Origin of the sequence: Pseudomonas mercuritolerans (assembly GCF_025706525.1) — a bacterium.
Taxonomy (GTDB): domain Bacteria; phylum Pseudomonadota; class Gammaproteobacteria; order Pseudomonadales; family Pseudomonadaceae; genus Aquipseudomonas; species Aquipseudomonas mercuritolerans.
In genome coordinates this window covers 327837-345728 of sequence record NZ_JAMSHA010000006.1, presented here as the reverse complement: position 1 = coordinate 345728, position 17892 = coordinate 327837, and the positions used below count along the sequence as shown (strand labels likewise).

Genomic DNA, 17892 nt, shown 5'->3' with positions numbered 1-17892 from the left:
GGCCGGCATGACCCGGCCAGTTGTCATTCGTCGTCGTCGAAGTTGTAACTGCCCGGCGCGAGGTTTTCGAAGCGCGTGTATTTGCCGATGAACGCCAGCCGAATGAAACCGATCGGGCCGTTACGCTGCTTGCCGATGATGATTTCGGCGATGCCCTTGTGCTCGGTCTCCGGGTGATACACCTCGTCGCGATAAACGAACATGATCACGTCGGCGTCCTGCTCGATCGCTCCGGATTCGCGCAAGTCGGAGTTCACCGGGCGTTTGTTCGGGCGCTGTTCCAGGGAACGGTTGAGCTGCGACAGGGCAACTACCGGGCAGTTGAATTCCTTGGCCAGGGCTTTCAGGGATCGCGAGATCTCGGAAATCTCGTTGGTGCGGTTGTCACCGCTGGAACCGGGAATCTGCATCAGTTGCAGGTAGTCGATCATGATCAGGCCGACCTCGCCGTGCTCACGCACCAGACGCCGGGTCCGCGCGCGCATTTCCGACGGGCTGATACCAGCGGTGTCATCGATGAACAGTTTGCGGTCGTTGAGCAGATTGACCGCCGAAGTCAGGCGCGGCCAGTCGTCGTCTTCGAGTTGGCCGGAACGCACCTTGGTCTGGTCGATTCGGCCGAGCGAAGAGAGCATACGCATGATCAGCGATTCGCCTGGCATCTCGAGCGAGTAAACGAGCACCGCTTTTTCGCTGCGCAACACGGCGTTTTCCACCAGGTTCATCGCGAAGGTGGTCTTACCCATCGACGGACGGCCGGCAACGATGATCAGGTCGGACGGCTGCAAGCCGCTGGTCTTCTCATCGAGGTCGGTGTAGCCAGTGGACAGGCCAGTGATGGCGTCGGCGGTGTTGAACAACGTGTCGATGCGATCGATGGCCTTGGTCAGCAGCTCATTGACGCCGACCGGGCCGCCGGTCTTGGGCCGCGCTTCGGCGATCTGGAAGATCTGCCGTTCGGCTTCGTCGAGGATTTCTTCCGCGGTGCGGCCTTCGGGGTTGAAGGCGCTGTCGGCAATCTCGGTGCTGATACCGATCAGTTGGCGCAACGTCGCGCGCTGGCGGACGATCTGCGCATAGGCCTTGATGTTGGCGACGGACGGGGTATTTTTCGCCAGTTCGCCGAGATAACCAAGGCCGCCGACTTGCGACGTCTGGCCTTCCTTGTCCAATTGCTCGGCAAGGGTCACGACGTCGATCGGCGAGTTCTGATCGGCCAGTTTGGCGATCGCGCGGAAAATCAAACGGTGGTCATGTCGATAGAAATCGCCGTCGGAGACTTGATCGAGCACGCGTTCCCAGGCGTTGTTGTCCAGCATCAGACCACCGAGTACAGCCTGTTCGGCCTCGATGGAATGCGGCGGCACCTTCAGGGCAGCGGTTTGCAGATCGTATTGCTCGGGAGCGGAGATATCGTTCATGGCCACTTGAGTATTAGTGAAAAGCAGGGAATTCAGAAAGACAAAGGGCACGACCTGTAAACAGGATCGTGCCCGATGTTAACCGCCTGACGGACAAGCCGCCAGCCGATCCGTGTTGCTTAAGCTGCTACCACGACAACGCGTACGGTGGCTTCAACTTCGGCGTGCAGGTGCACAGCCACGTCGAATTCACCCACGTTGCGGATGGTGCCGTTCGGCAGACGAACTTCGCTCTTCTGCACTTCAACGCCGGAGGCGGTCAGTGCGTCAGCGATGTCGTGAGTACCGATCGAACCGAACAGCTTGCCTTCGTCGCCAGCGGTGGCAGTGATGGTCACTTCCAGCTCGGCCAGTTGGGCAGCACGGCTTTCAGCCGATGCCTTACGGTCTGCGGCGGCTTTTTCCAGCTCGGCGCGACGCTCTTCGAACGCAGCCAGGTTGGCAGCGGTCGCAGCGGTAGCCTTGCCGAAAGGCAGCAGGTAGTTACGGCCGTAACCGGCCTTAACGTTTACTTTGTCGCCCAGGTTGCCCAGGTTGGCGATTTTTTCCAGAAGGATCAGTTGCATGTGAAAATCCTCTAACTTTTAACCTTCACCGTTCGCGCTGTCGGTGTCTTTCGACACGTGACGACCGCGAAAATCAATCAGGCTGTCGACAATGGCCAGAACCACGAGCAACGGATAGATCAGCTGCATGAACAACAGCAGCGTGACGTACAACCCCACCAGCCAGAAACCGGCCAGTCGCTTCTGCCCGACCAGCCCGTGAATCAGGGCCAGCCCGGCGAACACCAGCGGTACACTGCACAACGGCGTCAACATGGCCATCTGTGCACCGAGATTCGGGCCCAGAAGCATCAACGCCAGCAGTAACATCGCCGGCCCCAGCGGGATGCGGATGGCGCGAAACTCGCGACCGAAACCACCCGGGTTGTACAACAACGCCTGCCAATGCCGCCCGACAATCAGGCTCAGCACGCTGACGATCTGCAACAAGGCCGCAATCAGTCCGGTCAGGACCGGTGCAATCAGGGACGCAAAACGCGCTTGCTCATCGACCGACAATTGCTTGTAGGTCTCACCGAGAAGTGCCGGCATGACCTTTATAAGGGCCTGTGCGAGCATCTCGATCTGGGCCGCAAACGCGACCCCGAGCACCACTGAAAACACCACTCCGATCACTACGCTGACCAGCAGCGTGCGGACCCAGGATTCGCTTGCGCGCAAAACCAACGCAAGCCCCGAAGACCCCAGCAGCACCAGAAGTGCCCGTGGGTCGTCGGCATACAGCCACCAGATCAAGGCCGGCAGCAGTCCCAGTGACAGAACGCCCAGGGCGTCCGTCAATCCGCGCCGCAGCAGCACAAGGCTCCCGGCGGCAGCACCCAACCAATACAACAACGGCAATGTTGCACATCCAGCCACCACGAGAGTGGCCTGCATTCGGCCTCGCATGATGAACTCAGCTAAGGCGCGCATGCATTCAATCCTTTGCTACTTGTCGACTGCCCGGTCTCAGCGGCCGTGGCTGTCGGTGTAGGCCAGCAGGGCCAGGAAGCGGGCGCGCTTGATAGCGGTGGCCAGCTGACGCTGATAACGAGCTTTGGTACCGGTGATGCGGCTTGGAACGATTTTGCCGGTCTCGGATACGTAGGCTTTCAGAGTGTTGAGATCTTTGTAGTCGATCTCTTTCACGTCTTCAGCGGTGAAGCGGCAGAATTTACGACGACGGAAGAAACGTGCCATTTGATAGGCTCCTTAATAAGGTCCGTGGATTACTCGTCAGCGTTATCGCTGTTGTCGCTGTCATCACTGTCGGTGCCTTCGGCGCCTTCGTGCTCAGGACGGTCGCGACGCTCACGGCGCTCACTGCGGTTTTCTTCAGCCTTGAGCATCTCGGACTGGCCGGTAACGGCTTCGTCGCGACGGATGACCAGGTTACGGATCACTGCATCGTTGTAGCGGAAGTTGTCTTCCAGCTCGGCCAGGGCCTTGCCAGTGCACTCAACGTTCAGCATCACGTAGTGAGCCTTGTGAACATTGTTGATTGCGTAGGCCAGTTGACGACGGCCCCAATCTTCCAGACGGTGGATTTTGCCGCCGTCTTCTTCGATCAGCTTGGTGTAACGCTCAACCATGCCGCCGACTTGCTCGCTCTGATCCGGGTGGACCAGAAAGATGATTTCGTAATGACGCATGAATGCTCCTTACGGGTTGTAGCCTGCCGCTCAAAAACGGTCAGACAAGGAGTGAATGACACTTATGGACTTGCTGGCGCGGGGCACATGCGTGCCTGCCGTCACAGCAAGGGGCGCAATTGTAGAGAAGGGACTGCGGGGGCGCAAGGCAATTGGTGATTATTTGAACAACCACCGGGCGACCCGTGTAGGAGCTGCCGAAGGCTGCGATCTTTTGACTTTGATTTTTTCAAAGCAAGATCAAAAGATCGCAGCCTCGTTTCACTCGACAGCTCCTACAGGCCTCGCAGTAAAGCTTATTTTTTTGCGGCAGCCTTGGCTTTTGCGCCGCGCTGGCGCTGGGCTTCGAACAGGCACACGCCTGTGGCGACCGAGACGTTGAGGCTGCTGACACTGCCGGCCATCGGCAGGTTCACCAGATAGTCGCAGTGCTCGCGGGTCAGGCGGCGCATGCCTTTGCCTTCAGCGCCCATGATCAGAATGGTCGGGCCGGTCAGGTCCTGGTCATAAATGCTGACCTCGGCTTCACCAGCGGTGCCGACTACCCACAAACCGCGCTGCTGGAGTTTTTCCAGAGTGCGAGCCAGGTTGGTCACGGCCACCAGCGGAATCACTTCCGCCGCGCCGCAGGCAACTTTACGCACCACCGGCGTCAGCGTGGCCGACTTGTCTTTTGGCACGATCACCGCCAGCGCACCGGCCGCATCGGCCGAACGCAGGCAGGCGCCGAGGTTGTGCGGATCGGTCACGCCGTCGAGCACCAGCAGCAGCGGAGCGCCTTCGGTGCGATCGAGCAACTCATCAAGCATCGCCTCGCCCCAGACCTGACTCGGGCTGACTTCCGCGACCACGCCCTGGTGCACGCCTTCAACCCAGGCGTCCATTTCGCGGCGCTCGGCCTGGCCGACCTGAACACGGTTTTCATTGGCCAGCTCGACCAGCGTCTGCACGCGCGGATCGTTGCGGCTTTCCGCCAGCCAGATCTGCTTGACGCGCTTGGGATGGTGACGCAGCAACGCTTCTACCGCGTGAACGCCGTAGATTTTTTCCAACTGACTCATGACTTCGCCTTCGGTTTACGCGCCCCGCCACTCTTGGCTGGAGCGGAACCCGCTTTTGGCGGGCCCTTACGGTGTTTGCTTGGCTTGGCTGGCTTGCCGTCGGTCGCCCTGTCAGGCGCCGACCGTCCGGTCTTTCCCCCGGACGCCGCTTTACCACCGTTTTTCGCATCGGCCAGCAAGGCCTTCTTCAATTCACGGCTTTTGCGCAGTTCAGCGTTTTTCGCCACGGCATCGCTCGGGCGATAGGCTTCGGCAACCTTTTCCTTGGCCGGACGACGGCCGGCGGTTTTCGCTGGAGCCTTTTCTTCCGCAGCCTTGGCAGCAGGCGCAGCGGTTTCGGCGCCACGTTTCTTGCGACCGATCGGCGCGCTGATGGTTTTCTCGGCCATCTCGAAGTCGATCTTGCGCTCGTCAAGATCAACGCGCATGACGCGTACTTCAACGGTGTCGCCGAGACGGAAACTGCGACCGGTGCGCTCGCCCGCCAGGCGGTGATGCACAGGATCGAAGTGGTAGTAATCACCCGGCAGCGCGGTGACGTGTACCAGGCCTTCAACATAGATATCGGTCAGTTCGACGAACAGACCAAAACCGGTCACGGCGGTGATCACGCCCGGGAACGACTCGCCGACGCGATCCTTCATGAACTCGCACTTGAGCCAGTTCACCACGTCGCGGGTCGCTTCGTCGGCACGGCGCTCGCTCATCGAGCACTGCTCGCCGAGCTGCTCCAGCGCTGCTTCGTCGTACGGATAGATGCGCGCCTTGGGAATGGTCATCGCACCGGCACGACGAACGTGCGGGGTATCCTGTTTCGAATGGATCACGCTGCGAATTGCCCGGTGCGTGAGCAGGTCCGGGTAACGACGGATCGGCGAGGTGAAGTGGGTATAGGCTTCGTAATTCAGGCCGAAGTGGCCGTCGTTTTCAGCGCTGTACACCGCCTGGCTCAATGAGCGCAGCATCACGGTCTGGATCAGGTGGAAATCCGGACGATCCTTGATGCTCGCCAGCAAAGCCTGATAATCCTTCGGCGACGGACCGTCTTTGCCTTTGTGCAGGGACAGACCGAGCTCACCAAGGAACGCGCGCAGTTTTTCCAGACGCTCTGGCGGCGGACCGGCGTGAACGCGATACAGCGCAGGAATTTCGTGCTTCTTGAGGAATTCGGCAGTGGCCACGTTGGCCGCCAGCATGCATTCCTCGATCAGCTTGTGCGCATCGTTGCGCACGGTCGGACGGATTTCGGCGATCTTGCGCTCGGAGCCGAAGATGATCCGGGTTTCCTGGGTTTCGAAATCGATCGCGCCACGCACGTGACGGGCAGCCAGCAATACTTTGTACAAGGCGTAGAGCTGCTTGAGGTGCGGCACGACGTCGGTGTACTCGCCGCGCAATTTGCGCGCTTCGGTCGCCTTCGGCGTTTCCAGCATCGCGCTGACCTTGTTGTAGGTCAGACGGGCGTGGGAATGGATCACCGCCTCATAGAAGCAGTAGTCGGTCATTTCGCCGGACTTGGAGATGGTCATCTCGCAAACCATAGCCAGACGATCGACTTGCGGGTTCAGCGAGCACAGGCCGTTGGACAGTTGCTCCGGCAGCATCGGAATCACGCGCTCGGGGAAGTACACCGAGTTGCCGCGAACCTGAGCTTCGTTGTCCAGCGCCGAGCCGATCTTCACGTAGCTGGAAACGTCGGCAATCGCCACGTACAACTTCCAGCCACCGGAGAACAGGCGCAGCTTGCCCGGTTTGGCTTCGCAGTAGACCGCGTCATCGAAGTCGCGGGCGTCTTCGCCGTCGATGGTGACGAACGGCAGATGGCGCAAATCGATGCGCTTCTCTTTGTCTTTTTCTTCGACTTCCGGCTTGAGCTTGGCGGCTTCTTTCACAACCGCTTCAGGCCAGACGTGCGGAATGTCGTAAGTGCGCAGGGCAACATCGATTTCCATGCCCGGCGCCATGTAGTTGCCGACCACTTCGACCACATCGCCTTGCGGCTGGAAGCGCGGCGTTGGCCAGTGGGTGATTTTCACTTCGACGAACTGACCGATCTGCGCGTTTGCGTTGCGGCCCGGCGTCACCAGCACTTCCTGCTGGATCTTCGGATTGTCGGCAACCACGAAACCGATGCCGCCTTCTTCGAAGTAGCGACCGACGATGGTTTCATGAGCGCGGGATACCACTTCGACGATCACGCCTTCACGGCGACCACGGCGGTCGAGACCGGAAACCCGGGCCAGGGCGCGGTCACCGTCGAACACCAGACGCATTTGCGCCGGGCTCATGAACAGGTCGTCGCTGCCGTCGTCCGGCACCAGGAAACCGAAACCGTCACGATGACCGCTGATGCGGCCGAGAATCAGGTCGAGCTTGTCCACCGGCGCATAAGTGCCCCGGCGGGTGTAGATCAGTTGAGCGTCGCGCTCCATGGCGCGCAAGCGGCGGCGCAGGGCCTCGATCTGGTCTTCTGTGGTCAGACCAAACTCTTCGACCAGTTGCTCGCGGGCAGCAGGCGAACCCCGATCGGCGAGGTGCGCCAGGATCAGTTCGCGGCTGGGAATAGGGTTTTCGTATTTTTCCGCTTCACGAGCGGCCTCGGGATCGAGGGACTGCCAATCGGCCATTAGAGAGTTTTCACCTTGTCTATATGCGGGTTAGTTTGGCATAGGCGCCGTGAAACGGGAAATTTCCGCTTCTATAGGACCTTTCAAGGCCCTGTATCAACGCTCTGATACGCTTTTGAACGCCGCTGGTAAAAAAATTCAGTTTTTTCTGCGGCAGGGGTTTACAGTTAAAAAGACGCTCCGTATAGTGCGCGCCATCGACGACGCACAAGCGCTTTCGATGATGCCCAGGTGGTGAAATTGGTAGACACGCCAGCTTCAGGTGCTGGTGACCTTACGGTCGTGGAAGTTCGAGTCTTCTCCTGGGCACCAATTTCGAGTTTGAGACTAGATCAGTTTCAACACTCACACAAAACCCGCGAAAGCGGGTTTTTTGCATTTGCGGGAAAGCTTTTGTTCACACTGATTTATTAAAACCAAATCAGGGGTTTACAGATCAAAAAGGCCTCCGTATAGTGCGCCACATCAACAGCGGCAACGCTTGCGATGATTGCCCAGATGGTGAAATTGGTAGACACGCCAGCTTCAGGTGCTGGTGACCTTACGGTCGTGGAAGTTCGAGTCTTCTTCTGGGCACCAATTCAAATTCAAGGTTCAGGCCTTGGACTTCACAAAAACCCGCGAAAGCGGGTTTTTGCGTTTCTGGCTTCCTGAATTTCCGCAGGTCTTGTAAGAGCTTGTAGGAGCTGACGAGTGCAACGAGGCTGCGATCTTTTGATCTTGCTGTTGCCCGTATCTTTATCATCAAAAGCAAAATCAAAAGATCGCAGCCTTCGGCAGCTCCTACAAGATCACCTCGCCCCGCACAAGGCGCACTTGAGAAACAATATCGTTTATCATTGTTGCAAGTTTTTGCAATGCGACAGTGAGGAACCCTGCGAATGACGTTTCGAAATACCCTGCGCCGAGGCCTGACCTTCACCCTCCTCGGCCTGGCACTCGCCACTCCCCTCACCCAGGCTGCCGATGCGGTTTCCCTGACTCTCTACAACGGCCAGCACAAGGAAGTCGGCGACGCGATTGCCAAGGCTTTCGAAGCCAAGACCGGCATCCACGTCAACGTGCGCAAAGGCAGCAGCAATCAGCTCGCCAGCCAGATCATCGAAGAAGGCGACCGCTCGCCCGCCGATGTGATCTACACCGAAGAGTCGCCGCCGCTGAACAACCTCGGCGAACAGGGTCTGCTGGCCAAGGCCGATGACGCCACCCTAGCGGTTTTGCCGGAAAAATACGTCGCCGCCAACGGTACCTGGATTGGCGTTACCGCCCGCGTCCGCGTGGTCGCGTTCAACCCGAAACTGATCGATGAAAAAGATCTGCCGAAATCGGTAATGGAATTTTCCGAGCCGCAGTGGCAGGGCAAGGTCGGCTTCGTGCCGACCAGTGGCGCCTTCCAGGAACAAGCTGTAGCAATCATCAAACTGCACGGGCGTGACGCTGCCGAAGAATGGCTGACCGGCCTGCGCGCGTTCGGCAAGACCTACAGCAACAACATGGTCGCGCTCAAAGCTGTGGAAAACGGCGAAGTCGCTACCGTGCTGGTGAACAACTACTACTGGTTCGCCCTGCAACGCGAGAAAGGCAAGCTCGATTCCAAACTGCATTACTTCACCGGCGGCGACGCTGGCGGCCTGATCACCGTGTCCAGTGCTGCCGTGCTGAAATCCAGCAAACATCCAAAAGAAGCCCAGCAATTCCTCGCCTTCATGGCCAGCGAAGAAGGTCAGCGCGTGATCACTCAGACCACCGCTGAATACCCGCTGCACAAAGGCATGGAATCGGATCGCGGCCTCAAGCCGTTCAGCGAACTGGAAGCGCCGAACGTCACCCCGGCGGATCTGGGCAACGCTGAAGAAGCGCTGGAACTGGAACGCGAAGTTGGCCTGAACTGATGGCAGCATCGTTATCGCCCCCCGCCGCGCGCGGGGGTTATGTACCAAGGCGCAAACGTCCGTCGATCTGGCTGGTGCTGCCGGTGTTGCTGCTGGTGGTCATGAGCCTGCTGCCACTGGCCTATGTCGGACTGAAAGCCTGGCAGGCCGGATGGGCCGAGGCGCTGCACTTGTTGTGGCGCCCGTATGTGTTTGGCCTGCTGCGCAACACCTTGGCATTGATGGTCGGCGTGACGGTTACCTGCGCCGTGATAGGTCTGTCGCTAGCGTGGCTGCTGGAGCGCAGCAATCTGCCAGGGCGGCGCCTGTGGGGCGTGATCCTGTGCCTGCCGTTTGCGGTGCCGGCGTTTGTCAGCAGCTTCACCTGGGTCTCGCTCAGCGCGCAATTCGAAGGCCTAGGCGGGGCGATTCTGGTGATGAGCCTGTCGAAGTATCCGCTGATCTTCCTGCCAGTAGCGGCGACCCTGCGCAATCTCGATCCCTCCCTCGAAGAATCCGCCCGCACGTTGGGACAGAATCGCTGGGGCGTATTTTTCCGCGTCACCCTGCCGCTGCTGTGGCCATCGCTGCTGGCCGGTTCGCTGCTGATTGCCCTGCACATGCTGGTGGAATTCGGCGCGCTGTCGATCATTGGCCTGCAAACCTTCACCACGGCGATCTACCAGCAATTCGAACTGGAATTCAGCAATGCCAACGCCGCGATGCTTTCGGCGGTGTTGCTGGCGCTGTGTCTGCTGCTGTTGTGGCTGGAGCTGCGGGTGCGTGGCAAGGGCCGGCATGTGCGCACCGGCCAAGGCGCGGCGCGACAGCCTGAGCAAGTGAAGCTTGGGCCATGGGCGGCGGCAGGTCAGTTGTATTGCCTGTTGCTGGCGATTATCGGCAGCGGCGTTCCGCTGGGCATGTTGGCCTACTGGCTGGCGGTCGGCTCATCGGCGGCGTTCCCGGTAGCGGCGATCACCGAGGCGCTGTTGTCATCGCTGGCATTGTCATTGGGCGGTGCGGCGCTGTGCCTGGTGCTGGCGGTGCCGGTCGGGTTGCTGGTGGTGCGCTATAAAGGCCGATTGGCAATCTGGGCCGAACGCCTGCCTTATCTGTTGCACGCGCTGCCGGGGCTGGTGATTGCGTTGACGCTGGTGTATTTCGCCCTGCATTACGTGCCAGTGCTGTATCAGACGTCGGGCTTGCTGCTGATCGCCTATGCGCTGCTGTTCCTGCCATTGGCGCAGGCGCCGATCCGCACTGCGCTGAACAAGGCTGCACCGCAGCTGGAAGAAGCGGCGCGGACATTAGGCGCATCGTCGTTCACCGCGTTTTGCCGGGTGACCTTACCGATCATTTTCCCGGCACTGGGCGCAGCGTTTGCGCTGGTATTTCTTGATGCGATGAAGGAATTGACGGCAACGTTGCTGCTCAGCCCAACCGGACTCAATACATTGGCGACCGAAGTCTGGGCGCATACGGCGAATGTCGAGTTTGCGGCGGCGGCGCCTTATGCGGCGTTGTTGATTGTGGTCTCGGGGTTGCCGGTTTATCTGCTGACGACGCGGATGTATCTGAGCCGCTAAAAGATCGCAGCCTTCGGCAGCTCCTACATCGGAATTTGCGTTTCCCTGTAGGAGCTGCCGCAGGCTGCGATCTTTTGATCTTAAGCGCGGAATTGTCCCAGGCTAGCCTTCAATTGCGCAGCCAGGCCATCCAGCACCTTGCCACTGGCCGTGGTCTCCACCACTGCCTGCGCCGCTTTCTCGGCCTGTGCATGAATCGTCTCGACCCGCCCACGCACTGCCTGTGCACCCTGCGCCTGATGCGCTGCTGCTTGCGTCGCCAGACCGATCGCCGCATGCACCTGCTCAACCGAAGCCTGCACCGACTGCTGCAACCGCGCACTGTCGCGCAACACCAGCAAACCTTCGCTGGCCTGCCGTCCGGCCTGACCAATCGCCTCGACCGCCTCACGTGCGCCCTGCTGCAGAGCGACGATGTGCGCTTGAATATCACCCGTCGAGCTCTGCGTTTTGCTCGCCAGCGCACGCACTTCATCGGCGACCACGGCGAAACCACGCCCGGTCTCACCGGCCCGCGCCGCCTCGATCGCAGCGTTCAACGCCAGCAGGTTGGTCTGTTCAGCGATGCCATGAATCACCGTCAACACCACCTCGATTTGCTCACTCTGCTGCGCCAGTCGCTCGATGACCTTCGCCCCGGTATCGACCTGCCCGGCCAGCGCTTCGATCAGGCTGCCGACCTTGGCGGAAGTACGAGTGTTCTCATCGGTGGCCTGACGAATATCGACAACCTGCTTCAGCGCCGCCTGCATTGCCTGACTTTCCGACTGCGCCTCGTCTGCCATTTGCGACAGCGCGCGAAGGCTTTCTGCAACTTCATCGCGCTGCATTCCGGCAGCCGCATCGGCGCCAGCGTTGCGCAAAGTCATCGCGCCGATTTCCACGCCAGTGCGCTGAGCGACATCGCCCGCCTCGCGTACGATCGGCTGCAATTTATCCACAAAGCGATTGACCGCCGAGGCCATGTCGCCGATTTCATCCTTGCTGTTGATCTGCACACGCTTGGTGAGGTCTCCCTCGCCCGCTGCCAGATCGTCCATCGCCGCATTGAGCATTTTCAGACGATTGACCACACGATGACCGAGCACCACGGCCAGCAATAGCAGCACGCCGCAACCGACCAGTGCCAGGCCAAGGCCGATACGCCAGCGCAGTGTCGCGGCAGCGTCTTGAACGGTTTGTGCGGTGTTGGCTTTCATTTCGCCAGCGGTGCCCTGCGCCGATTGCAGGCGCGCCTGCATTGCCTTGGCGCTGTCCGCCGCTGCGCCTTTGAGGCTGTCGCCGACCAATTGATCGCTGCTGGCAATTAGCGCGAGGAAGCGCTTGTCGAGCTCGGCGAGATCGGTTTCTACCGAGGCCGTGGACACGCCCATCAGCACTTTGCCGATTTCCACGCCATTGGGATTGATCGAGGCTTCGAGGTAGTAAACCGAAGGATCGTTTTTCGCCGCATCGAGTACTTTATCCAGCGCACGCTCGCCCTGACCTTTTTCCAGCAAGGCCTTGTTGATCGGATTTTCACGGTTGAGATAACGGGTCAGATGCTGGCCGGTGGCGTCGTCATACACCACGAACAGCACGTTGGGATTGCGCTGGGCGCGACGGGCGAACTCCGACAGCGTCGGCACGTCGCTGTCCCACATCGCACGCGGCGCTACGGATGCAAGCAACTGCGCCATGTCGTTGGCCGAATCCTTTAGATCCTTTTCCAGCGTCGCCCGCAGTTGCGCCTGCTCTTCTTTGAGGCGTGTGGACAGGCCAGCCGTGAGGCGCTGACGAGTGCTGGCCGATAACGCATCAAGACTTGAAGTGACTTCACGCCCCGCCTGCTCCAGCTCACCGGAGAGTTTCTGGCTGTCGGCACCCAAGCGCACAGCCAGATCAGCTTCGAGCGCCGTGACCGTGCTCCGCGTCAGGGCAACCGCCACCAACACCTGCACCAAAAGGGCGATACCAAGGGTAACGAACACCGGCCGCAACAAACGGCTTTGTAACAGTGAGAGAACGGCTGACACTTTAAATCCCTCTACTTCTGACGCCATTAATTTGATGGCACTCTTGTAGACAGATTCACAGCAAAGGTCATGCCGTCCAACAGGCATAAACGACAAAGGCCCCGATTAAGGGGCCTTTGTTTTTTACATCAACGACTTATCAAGCGAACGGATGACGCAGAACGATGGTTTCGTTGCGGTCCGGGCCCGTCGAAATAATGTCGATCGGCGCGCCGATCAACTCTTCAACGCGTTTGATGTAGGCACGAGCATTGGCCGGCAGCTCTTCCAGGGTCTTGGCACCCACGGTCGATTCGCTCCAGCCCGGCACTTCTTCGTACACCGGCTGCAGGCCGACATAGCTGTCAGCGTCGGTCGGCGCAACGGCGTTGCCCTGCGCATCTTTATAGCCAACGCAGATGTTGATGGTTTCCAGACCGTCGAGTACGTCCAGCTTGGTCAGGCAGATGCCCGAAATGCTGTTCACGTCGATAGCGCGACGCAGGATGACGGCGTCAAACCAGCCGCAACGACGGGCACGGCCGGTGGTGGCGCCGAACTCGTGACCTTGCTTGGCCAGGTGCGCACCGACTTCGTCAAACAGCTCGGTCGGGAACGGGCCGGAACCGACGCGAGTGGTGTAGGCCTTGGTGATGCCCAGGATGTAGTCCAGGAACATCGGACCAACGCCCGAACCGGTCGCCACGCCACCCGCGGTGGTGTTGGAGCTGGTCACGTACGGGTAGGTGCCGTGGTCGATGTCGAGCAACGAACCTTGCGCGCCTTCGAACATGATGTCCTTGCCGGCACGACGCAGGTCGTGCAGCTCGGCAGTCACGTCGAGCATCAGCGGCTTGAGCAGCTCAGCGTATTCCTTGCACTCGGCCAGGGTCTTTTCGAACTCGATGGCTGGTTCCTTGTAGTAACCGACCAGCATGAAGTTGTGGTATTCCACCAGTTCACGCAGCTTGTCTTCGAAGCGCGGCATGTTCAGCAGGTCGCCGACACGCAGGCCACGACGGGCAACCTTGTCTTCGTAAGCCGGGCCGATGCCGCGACCGGTAGTACCGATCTTCAGCTCGCCACGGGCCTTTTCACGGGCCTGGTCCAGCGCAACGTGGAAGGACAGGATCAGCGGGCAGGACGGGCTGATACGCAGGCGCTCGCGCACCGGTACGCCTTTCTCTTCCAGCTTGGTGATCTCGCGCAGCAGGGCGTCAGGTGCAACCACCACGCCGTTGCCGATCAGGCATTGCACGCCTTCGCGCAGCACGCCCGACGGAATCAGGTGCAAGACGGTTTTCTCGCCGTCGATCACCAGCGTGTGACCCGCGTTGTGGCCACCCTGGTAGCGCACTACGGCGGCAGCATGTTCGGTCAGCAGATCAACGATCTTGCCTTTGCCCTCATCACCCCACTGGGTGCCCAGGACTACGACATTCTTACCCATAACACTTGTCCTCATTCGCGCAAACTTGGTGCCGGCGATGGCCGGCAGGAAAACTCAAGAAGCCAGTGGCGATACTTGCCAAAGCCCGTTCTGCTGAATCAATTGCCGGTCGCAGTCCGCATCACGGGCGGCGGCCAAAGGTTGTCCAGGCAAGGCCTGAACGACACGCTGACCCTCACTGCGCAACTGGCAAACCTGCTGCCAGAGTGCCGCATCCGTACTGTCAGGCATCCAGATACCGCCAGACGGTAGCTCGATCTCAGCACGCCCCAGGGTCACCAGGGTTTTCAAATCGGTAGAGAAACCAGTCGCCGGACGGGCGCGACCGAAGTCGGCACCGATGTCATCGTAACGACCGCCCTGAGCGATGGACTGGCCAACGCCCGGCACGAACACCGCGAACACCACACCGGTGTGGTAGTGGTAGCCGCGCAACTCGCCGAGGTCGAAATACAGCGGCAGCTGCGGGAAGCGCACGGAAAGACGCTCGGCGATCGCCAGCAGATCTTCCAGCGCCGCCAGCACCGGCGCCGGCGCATTGGCCAGACGCTCGCGGGCAGCGCTCAACACTTCCCGGCCGCCACACAGATCAACCAGTGCGCGCAGCATGCCCGACAGATCGGCCGGCAGGCCTTCGGTCAGGGTAATCACTTCATCGATGGCCTTGCGCTGCAGGGCATCGAACAACTGCTGCTCGACTTCACCGGACAGACCGGCGGCGCGCGCCAGACCACGATAGATGCCGACATGCCCGAGGTCCATGTGCACATCCGGCACGTCGGCCAGTTGCAGCATGGCCAGCATCAGGCTGATGACTTCGACGTCACTGCTCGGACTGGCGTCGCCGTACAGCTCGGCGCCCAGCTGGATCGGGCTGCGCGAGGACGACAATGCACGCGGCTGGGCGTGCAGCACGCTGCCGGCGTAGCACAGACGGCTTGGGCCTTCGCGACGCAGGGTGTGCGCATCGATGCGCGCGACCTGCGGCGTGATGTCGGCTCGGAAACCCATCTGCCGGCCCGATTGCGGGTCGATGACCTTGAAGGTACGCAGATCCAGGTCCTGGCCCGCGCCGGTCAGCAGGGATTCCAGGTACTCGATATGGGGAGTCACGACAAACTCGTAACCCCAGCTCTGGAACAGATCCAACACCTGACGACGCGCGACTTCAATGCGCGCCGCCTCCGGTGGCAGTACTTCTTCGATGCCATCTGGCAGCAGCCAGCGGTCTACCGTTGCCATTACGCCATTCCCCTTTGATCCGGGCGGCCAGCACGAGGGCGAGCCTTGAGTGAAGCAGAAAATGACCGGGGCGTTCAAAACGCACGCGCATGAACGACGCAGCGAAAGGCCTTACCGGCTTCGCCCATCACTTTCCTCGAAAAACGCTCGGGCCGTACAAACCCGAAGCCTGCAACAAAAACAGCAATCAAACGTGCAGACGCAAAAAAGCCGGGAATTTCCCGGCTGCCGCATCATACACACGTTTTCCGAAAGGATCACCCCGCCCGAGGTTTTAGCCGCCGGGCGGACTGATTCAGGTCAACGTCGTATCAAGGTTTGGCTTTTTCCAGATAACGGAAAAAGTCGCTGCTTGGGTCGAGGACCAGGACGTCGGATTTGTTCGCGAAGCTTTCACGGTAGGCACGCAGGCTACGGTAGAAACCGTAGAACTCCTGATCCTGACCGTAAGCCTTGGAGTAGATCGCAGCAGCCTGGGCGTCACCGTCACCGCGAACCTCTTCGGATTCACGATAGGCTTCGGCCAGCAGCACGCGGCGTTGACGATCGGCGTCGGCACGGATGCCTTCGGCCAGCTCGTTACCCTTGGCGCGGTGCTCGCGAGCTTCACGCTCACGCTCGGTGCTCATACGCTCGAACACACTGCGGTTCACTTCCTTCGGCAGATCGATGGCCTTGACCCGGACATCGACCACTTCGATACCCAGCTCTTTTTCCGCCATCTTGTTCAGCGACGCAGTGATGTCAGCCATCAGCGCATCACGCTCACCCGACACCACTTCGTGCAGGGTGCGCTTGCCGAACTGGTCACGCAGACCGGATTCGAGACGACGGGACAAACGCTCGTCGGCGATCTGCTTCAGACCCGAAGTCGCGGTGTAGAAGCGCTCGGCATCTTTGACCCGCCACTTGGCGTAGGCATCGACCATCACGGCTTTCTTTTCCAGAGTCAGGAAGCGTTGCGTCGGTGCATCCAGCGTCAGCAGACGCGCGTCGAATTTGCGCACCTGGTTGACGTAAGGCACTTTCACATGCAGACCCGGCTGGACATCGGCCTGAACCACACGACCGAATTGCAGCAGCACCGCGCGCTCGGTCTGAGCGACGATGTAGAAGCAATTCCAGCCCACCAGTACCACAACGACGCCAACGATCAGGGCGATCAGCGATTTATTGCTCATCAGCGGGTCTCCCTTGTACGCGTCTGCGGCACGTCGGTGACATGCGGCGTGACGTCCGTGTTGTTGCTGGCGGCCGAACCGGTCACCGGTGCATTACCCGAACTGTTCTGGATCATCTTGTCCAACGGCAGGTAGAGCAGATTGCTCTGGCCGTTCTTGTTGCCGGTCACGAGGACCTTGCTGGTGTTGCTGAAGACTTCCTGCATGGTGTCCAGGTACAGACGCTCGCGTGTGACTTCAGGTGCCTTGCGATACTCGGCGACCAGTTTGGTAAAGCGATCGGCCTCACCCTTGGCGCGCGAGATGGTCTCGTCGCGATAACCGTTGGCATCTTCGATGATGCGCTGGGCCTGACCACGGGCTTCCGGCACCACGCCGTTGGCGTAGGTTTCGGCCTGGTTGCGCGAACGCTGCTCGTCTTCACGGGCGCGGATCACGTCATCGAAGGCTTCCTGTACTTCACGCGGTGCCGCTGCGCTCTGTACGTTGACCTGGGTGACGGTGATACCGGTGCGATAGGTATCGAGGAAACGTTGCAGACGCTCCTTGATTTCGCTGGCCATCAATTCACGACCTTCAGTCAGCACCTGGTCCATGGCGGTGGAACCGACCACGTGACGCAGCGCACTTTCAGTCGCGTGCTGCAGGCTGATTTCCGGCTGATCGACGTTCAGCACGAAGTCCTGCAGGTTGCTGATCTTGTACTGCACGGTCAGCGGCACTTCGACGATGTTCTCGTCTTCAGTCAGCATCTGGCCCTGCTTGGTGTACGCACGCTCACGCGTCACGTTCTCCATGTACTTCTTGTCGATCGGCGGGAAGTAGATGTTCAGGCCCGGGCCGACAGTCTCGTAGTACTTGCCGAAGCGCAGCACCACGGCTTGCTCCTGCTCGTCCACCACGTAGACCGCGCTGTACAGCCAGACAGCCGCCAGCACCACCAGGCCGATGCCGAGCAGACCGCCGAAGCCGCCACTGCTGCGCCCCGATCCGCCGCCGTCATCACCGCGTTTCTTACCACCACCGAACAACCCGTTCAGGCTTTCCTGCAGCTTTCGGAAGGCCTCGTCGAGATCCGGTGGTCCCTTGCGGTCGCCGTTATTGCGGCGCTTGCCACCCCAGGGATCCTGATTATTCGAGTTGCCACCCGGCTCATTCCAAGCCATAGCGCTCTCCATCTGATAAAGCAAAGACGCACCCACGGCGCGCCGACCAATGCTACAGAATGCCTGCCGTTGCGGCACAACCGCTTTGTCAGGCTT

At 60.1% G+C, this 17892-nt stretch carries 14 protein-coding genes and 2 tRNA genes; 4 read left to right on the top strand and 12 right to left on the bottom strand.

Annotated elements, in window-relative coordinates; translation table 11 throughout:
• Positions 1-23 precede the first annotated feature (23 nt).
• From dnaB to rnr, 7 genes are all read right to left on the bottom strand, one after another.
• The gene (gene dnaB, locus ND528_RS18930) at positions 24-1421 is read right to left on the bottom strand and encodes a replicative DNA helicase (protein ID WP_039756905.1); all 1398 of its coding nucleotides are present in this window, start codon (positions 1419-1421) and stop codon (positions 24-26) included.
• A 119-nt stretch (positions 1422-1540) separates the two neighbouring features.
• Positions 1541-1987, bottom strand: coding sequence for a 50S ribosomal protein L9 (rplI, locus tag ND528_RS18925; protein WP_003221136.1), 447 nt, complete (start codon positions 1985-1987; stop codon positions 1541-1543).
• A gap of 18 nt (positions 1988-2005) precedes the next feature.
• Positions 2006-2899, bottom strand: coding sequence for a hypothetical protein (locus tag ND528_RS18920; RefSeq protein ID WP_016771937.1), 894 nt, complete (start codon positions 2897-2899; stop codon positions 2006-2008).
• Positions 2900-2935: 36 nt separating this feature from the next.
• On the bottom strand, positions 2936-3166 hold the full coding sequence (gene rpsR / locus ND528_RS18915) for a 30S ribosomal protein S18 (RefSeq protein WP_002551829.1): 231 nt from the start codon (positions 3164-3166) through the stop codon (positions 2936-2938).
• A gap of 29 nt (positions 3167-3195) precedes the next feature.
• Positions 3196-3618 (bottom strand): 30S ribosomal protein S6, encoded by a 423-nt coding sequence (gene rpsF, locus ND528_RS18910; RefSeq protein WP_016771938.1) that lies wholly within the window; start codon positions 3616-3618, stop codon positions 3196-3198.
• A 296-nt stretch (positions 3619-3914) separates the two neighbouring features.
• On the bottom strand, positions 3915-4679 hold the full coding sequence (gene rlmB / locus ND528_RS18905; RefSeq protein WP_024011372.1) for a 23S rRNA (guanosine(2251)-2'-O)-methyltransferase RlmB: 765 nt from the start codon (positions 4677-4679) through the stop codon (positions 3915-3917).
• Positions 4676-7306, bottom strand: a complete 2631-nt coding sequence (gene rnr / locus ND528_RS18900; RefSeq protein ID WP_263470904.1) for a ribonuclease R — start codon at positions 7304-7306, stop codon at positions 4676-4678. Before rnr ends, rlmB begins: the two co-directional genes overlap by 4 nt.
• 225 nt (positions 7307-7531) lie before the next feature.
• On the opposite strand from rnr, the gene ND528_RS18895 reads away from it, so the two are divergent.
• The 4 genes from ND528_RS18895 to ND528_RS18880 all read left to right on the top strand — a co-directional run bounded on the left by ND528_RS18895 (position 7532) and on the right by ND528_RS18880 (position 10763).
• Positions 7532-7618 (top strand) — tRNA-Leu (locus ND528_RS18895).
• A gap of 180 nt (positions 7619-7798) precedes the next feature.
• Positions 7799-7885: transfer RNA gene (locus ND528_RS18890), tRNA-Leu, on the top strand.
• A gap of 302 nt (positions 7886-8187) precedes the next feature.
• Complete coding sequence (locus tag ND528_RS18885; RefSeq protein ID WP_016771941.1) at positions 8188-9198, top strand: extracellular solute-binding protein; 1011 nt, start codon at positions 8188-8190, stop codon at positions 9196-9198.
• Positions 9198-10763 (top strand): ABC transporter permease, encoded by a 1566-nt coding sequence (locus ND528_RS18880; protein ID WP_263470903.1) that lies wholly within the window; start codon positions 9198-9200, stop codon positions 10761-10763. Before ND528_RS18885 ends, ND528_RS18880 begins: the two co-directional genes overlap by 1 nt.
• Before the next feature lie 80 nt (positions 10764-10843).
• Here ND528_RS18880 and ND528_RS18875 read toward each other — a convergent pair whose 3' ends face one another.
• The 5 genes from ND528_RS18875 to hflK form a co-directional block, all read right to left on the bottom strand.
• A complete protein-coding gene (locus ND528_RS18875; RefSeq protein WP_122601478.1) occupies positions 10844-12778 on the bottom strand; it encodes a methyl-accepting chemotaxis protein in 1935 nt (644 codons plus the stop codon).
• A gap of 139 nt (positions 12779-12917) precedes the next feature.
• Complete coding sequence (locus tag ND528_RS18870) at positions 12918-14207, bottom strand: adenylosuccinate synthase (RefSeq protein WP_263470902.1); 1290 nt, start codon at positions 14205-14207, stop codon at positions 12918-12920.
• A 54-nt stretch (positions 14208-14261) separates the two neighbouring features.
• Positions 14262-15449, bottom strand: coding sequence for an ATP phosphoribosyltransferase regulatory subunit (locus tag ND528_RS18865; protein WP_016771944.1), 1188 nt, complete (start codon positions 15447-15449; stop codon positions 14262-14264).
• A 311-nt stretch (positions 15450-15760) separates the two neighbouring features.
• On the bottom strand, positions 15761-16630 hold the full coding sequence (hflC, locus tag ND528_RS18860) for a protease modulator HflC (protein WP_016771945.1): 870 nt from the start codon (positions 16628-16630) through the stop codon (positions 15761-15763).
• On the bottom strand, positions 16630-17796 hold the full coding sequence (gene hflK / locus ND528_RS18855; RefSeq protein ID WP_024011368.1) for an FtsH protease activity modulator HflK: 1167 nt from the start codon (positions 17794-17796) through the stop codon (positions 16630-16632). The genes hflC and hflK overlap by 1 nt, the downstream gene beginning before the upstream one ends.
• Between the last annotated feature and the right edge of the window lie 96 nt (positions 17797-17892).

Coding starts and splice junctions, on each gene's coding strand:
- dnaB (WP_039756905.1), bottom strand. CDS start 1,421: ATGAACGATATCTCCGCTCCCGAGCAATACGATCTGCAAACCGCTGCC.
- rplI (WP_003221136.1), bottom strand. CDS start 1,987: ATGCAACTGATCCTTCTGGAAAAAATCGCCAACCTGGGCAACCTGGGC.
- ND528_RS18920 (WP_016771937.1), bottom strand. CDS start 2,899: ATGCGCGCCTTAGCTGAGTTCATCATGCGAGGCCGAATGCAGGCCACT.
- rpsR (WP_002551829.1), bottom strand. CDS start 3,166: ATGGCACGTTTCTTCCGTCGTCGTAAATTCTGCCGCTTCACCGCTGAA.
- rpsF (WP_016771938.1), bottom strand. CDS start 3,618: ATGCGTCATTACGAAATCATCTTTCTGGTCCACCCGGATCAGAGCGAG.
- rlmB (WP_024011372.1), bottom strand. CDS start 4,679: ATGAGTCAGTTGGAAAAAATCTACGGCGTTCACGCGGTAGAAGCGTTG.
- rnr (WP_263470904.1), bottom strand. CDS start 7,306: ATGGCCGATTGGCAGTCCCTCGATCCCGAGGCCGCTCGTGAAGCGGAA.
- ND528_RS18885 (WP_016771941.1), top strand. CDS start 8,188: ATGACGTTTCGAAATACCCTGCGCCGAGGCCTGACCTTCACCCTCCTC.
- ND528_RS18880 (WP_263470903.1), top strand. CDS start 9,198: ATGGCAGCATCGTTATCGCCCCCCGCCGCGCGCGGGGGTTATGTACCA.
- ND528_RS18870 (WP_263470902.1), bottom strand. CDS start 14,207: ATGGGTAAGAATGTCGTAGTCCTGGGCACCCAGTGGGGTGATGAGGGC.
- ND528_RS18865 (WP_016771944.1), bottom strand. CDS start 15,449: ATGGCAACGGTAGACCGCTGGCTGCTGCCAGATGGCATCGAAGAAGTA.
- hflC (WP_016771945.1), bottom strand. CDS start 16,630: ATGAGCAATAAATCGCTGATCGCCCTGATCGTTGGCGTCGTTGTGGTA.
- hflK (WP_024011368.1), bottom strand. CDS start 17,796: ATGGCTTGGAATGAGCCGGGTGGCAACTCGAATAATCAGGATCCCTGG.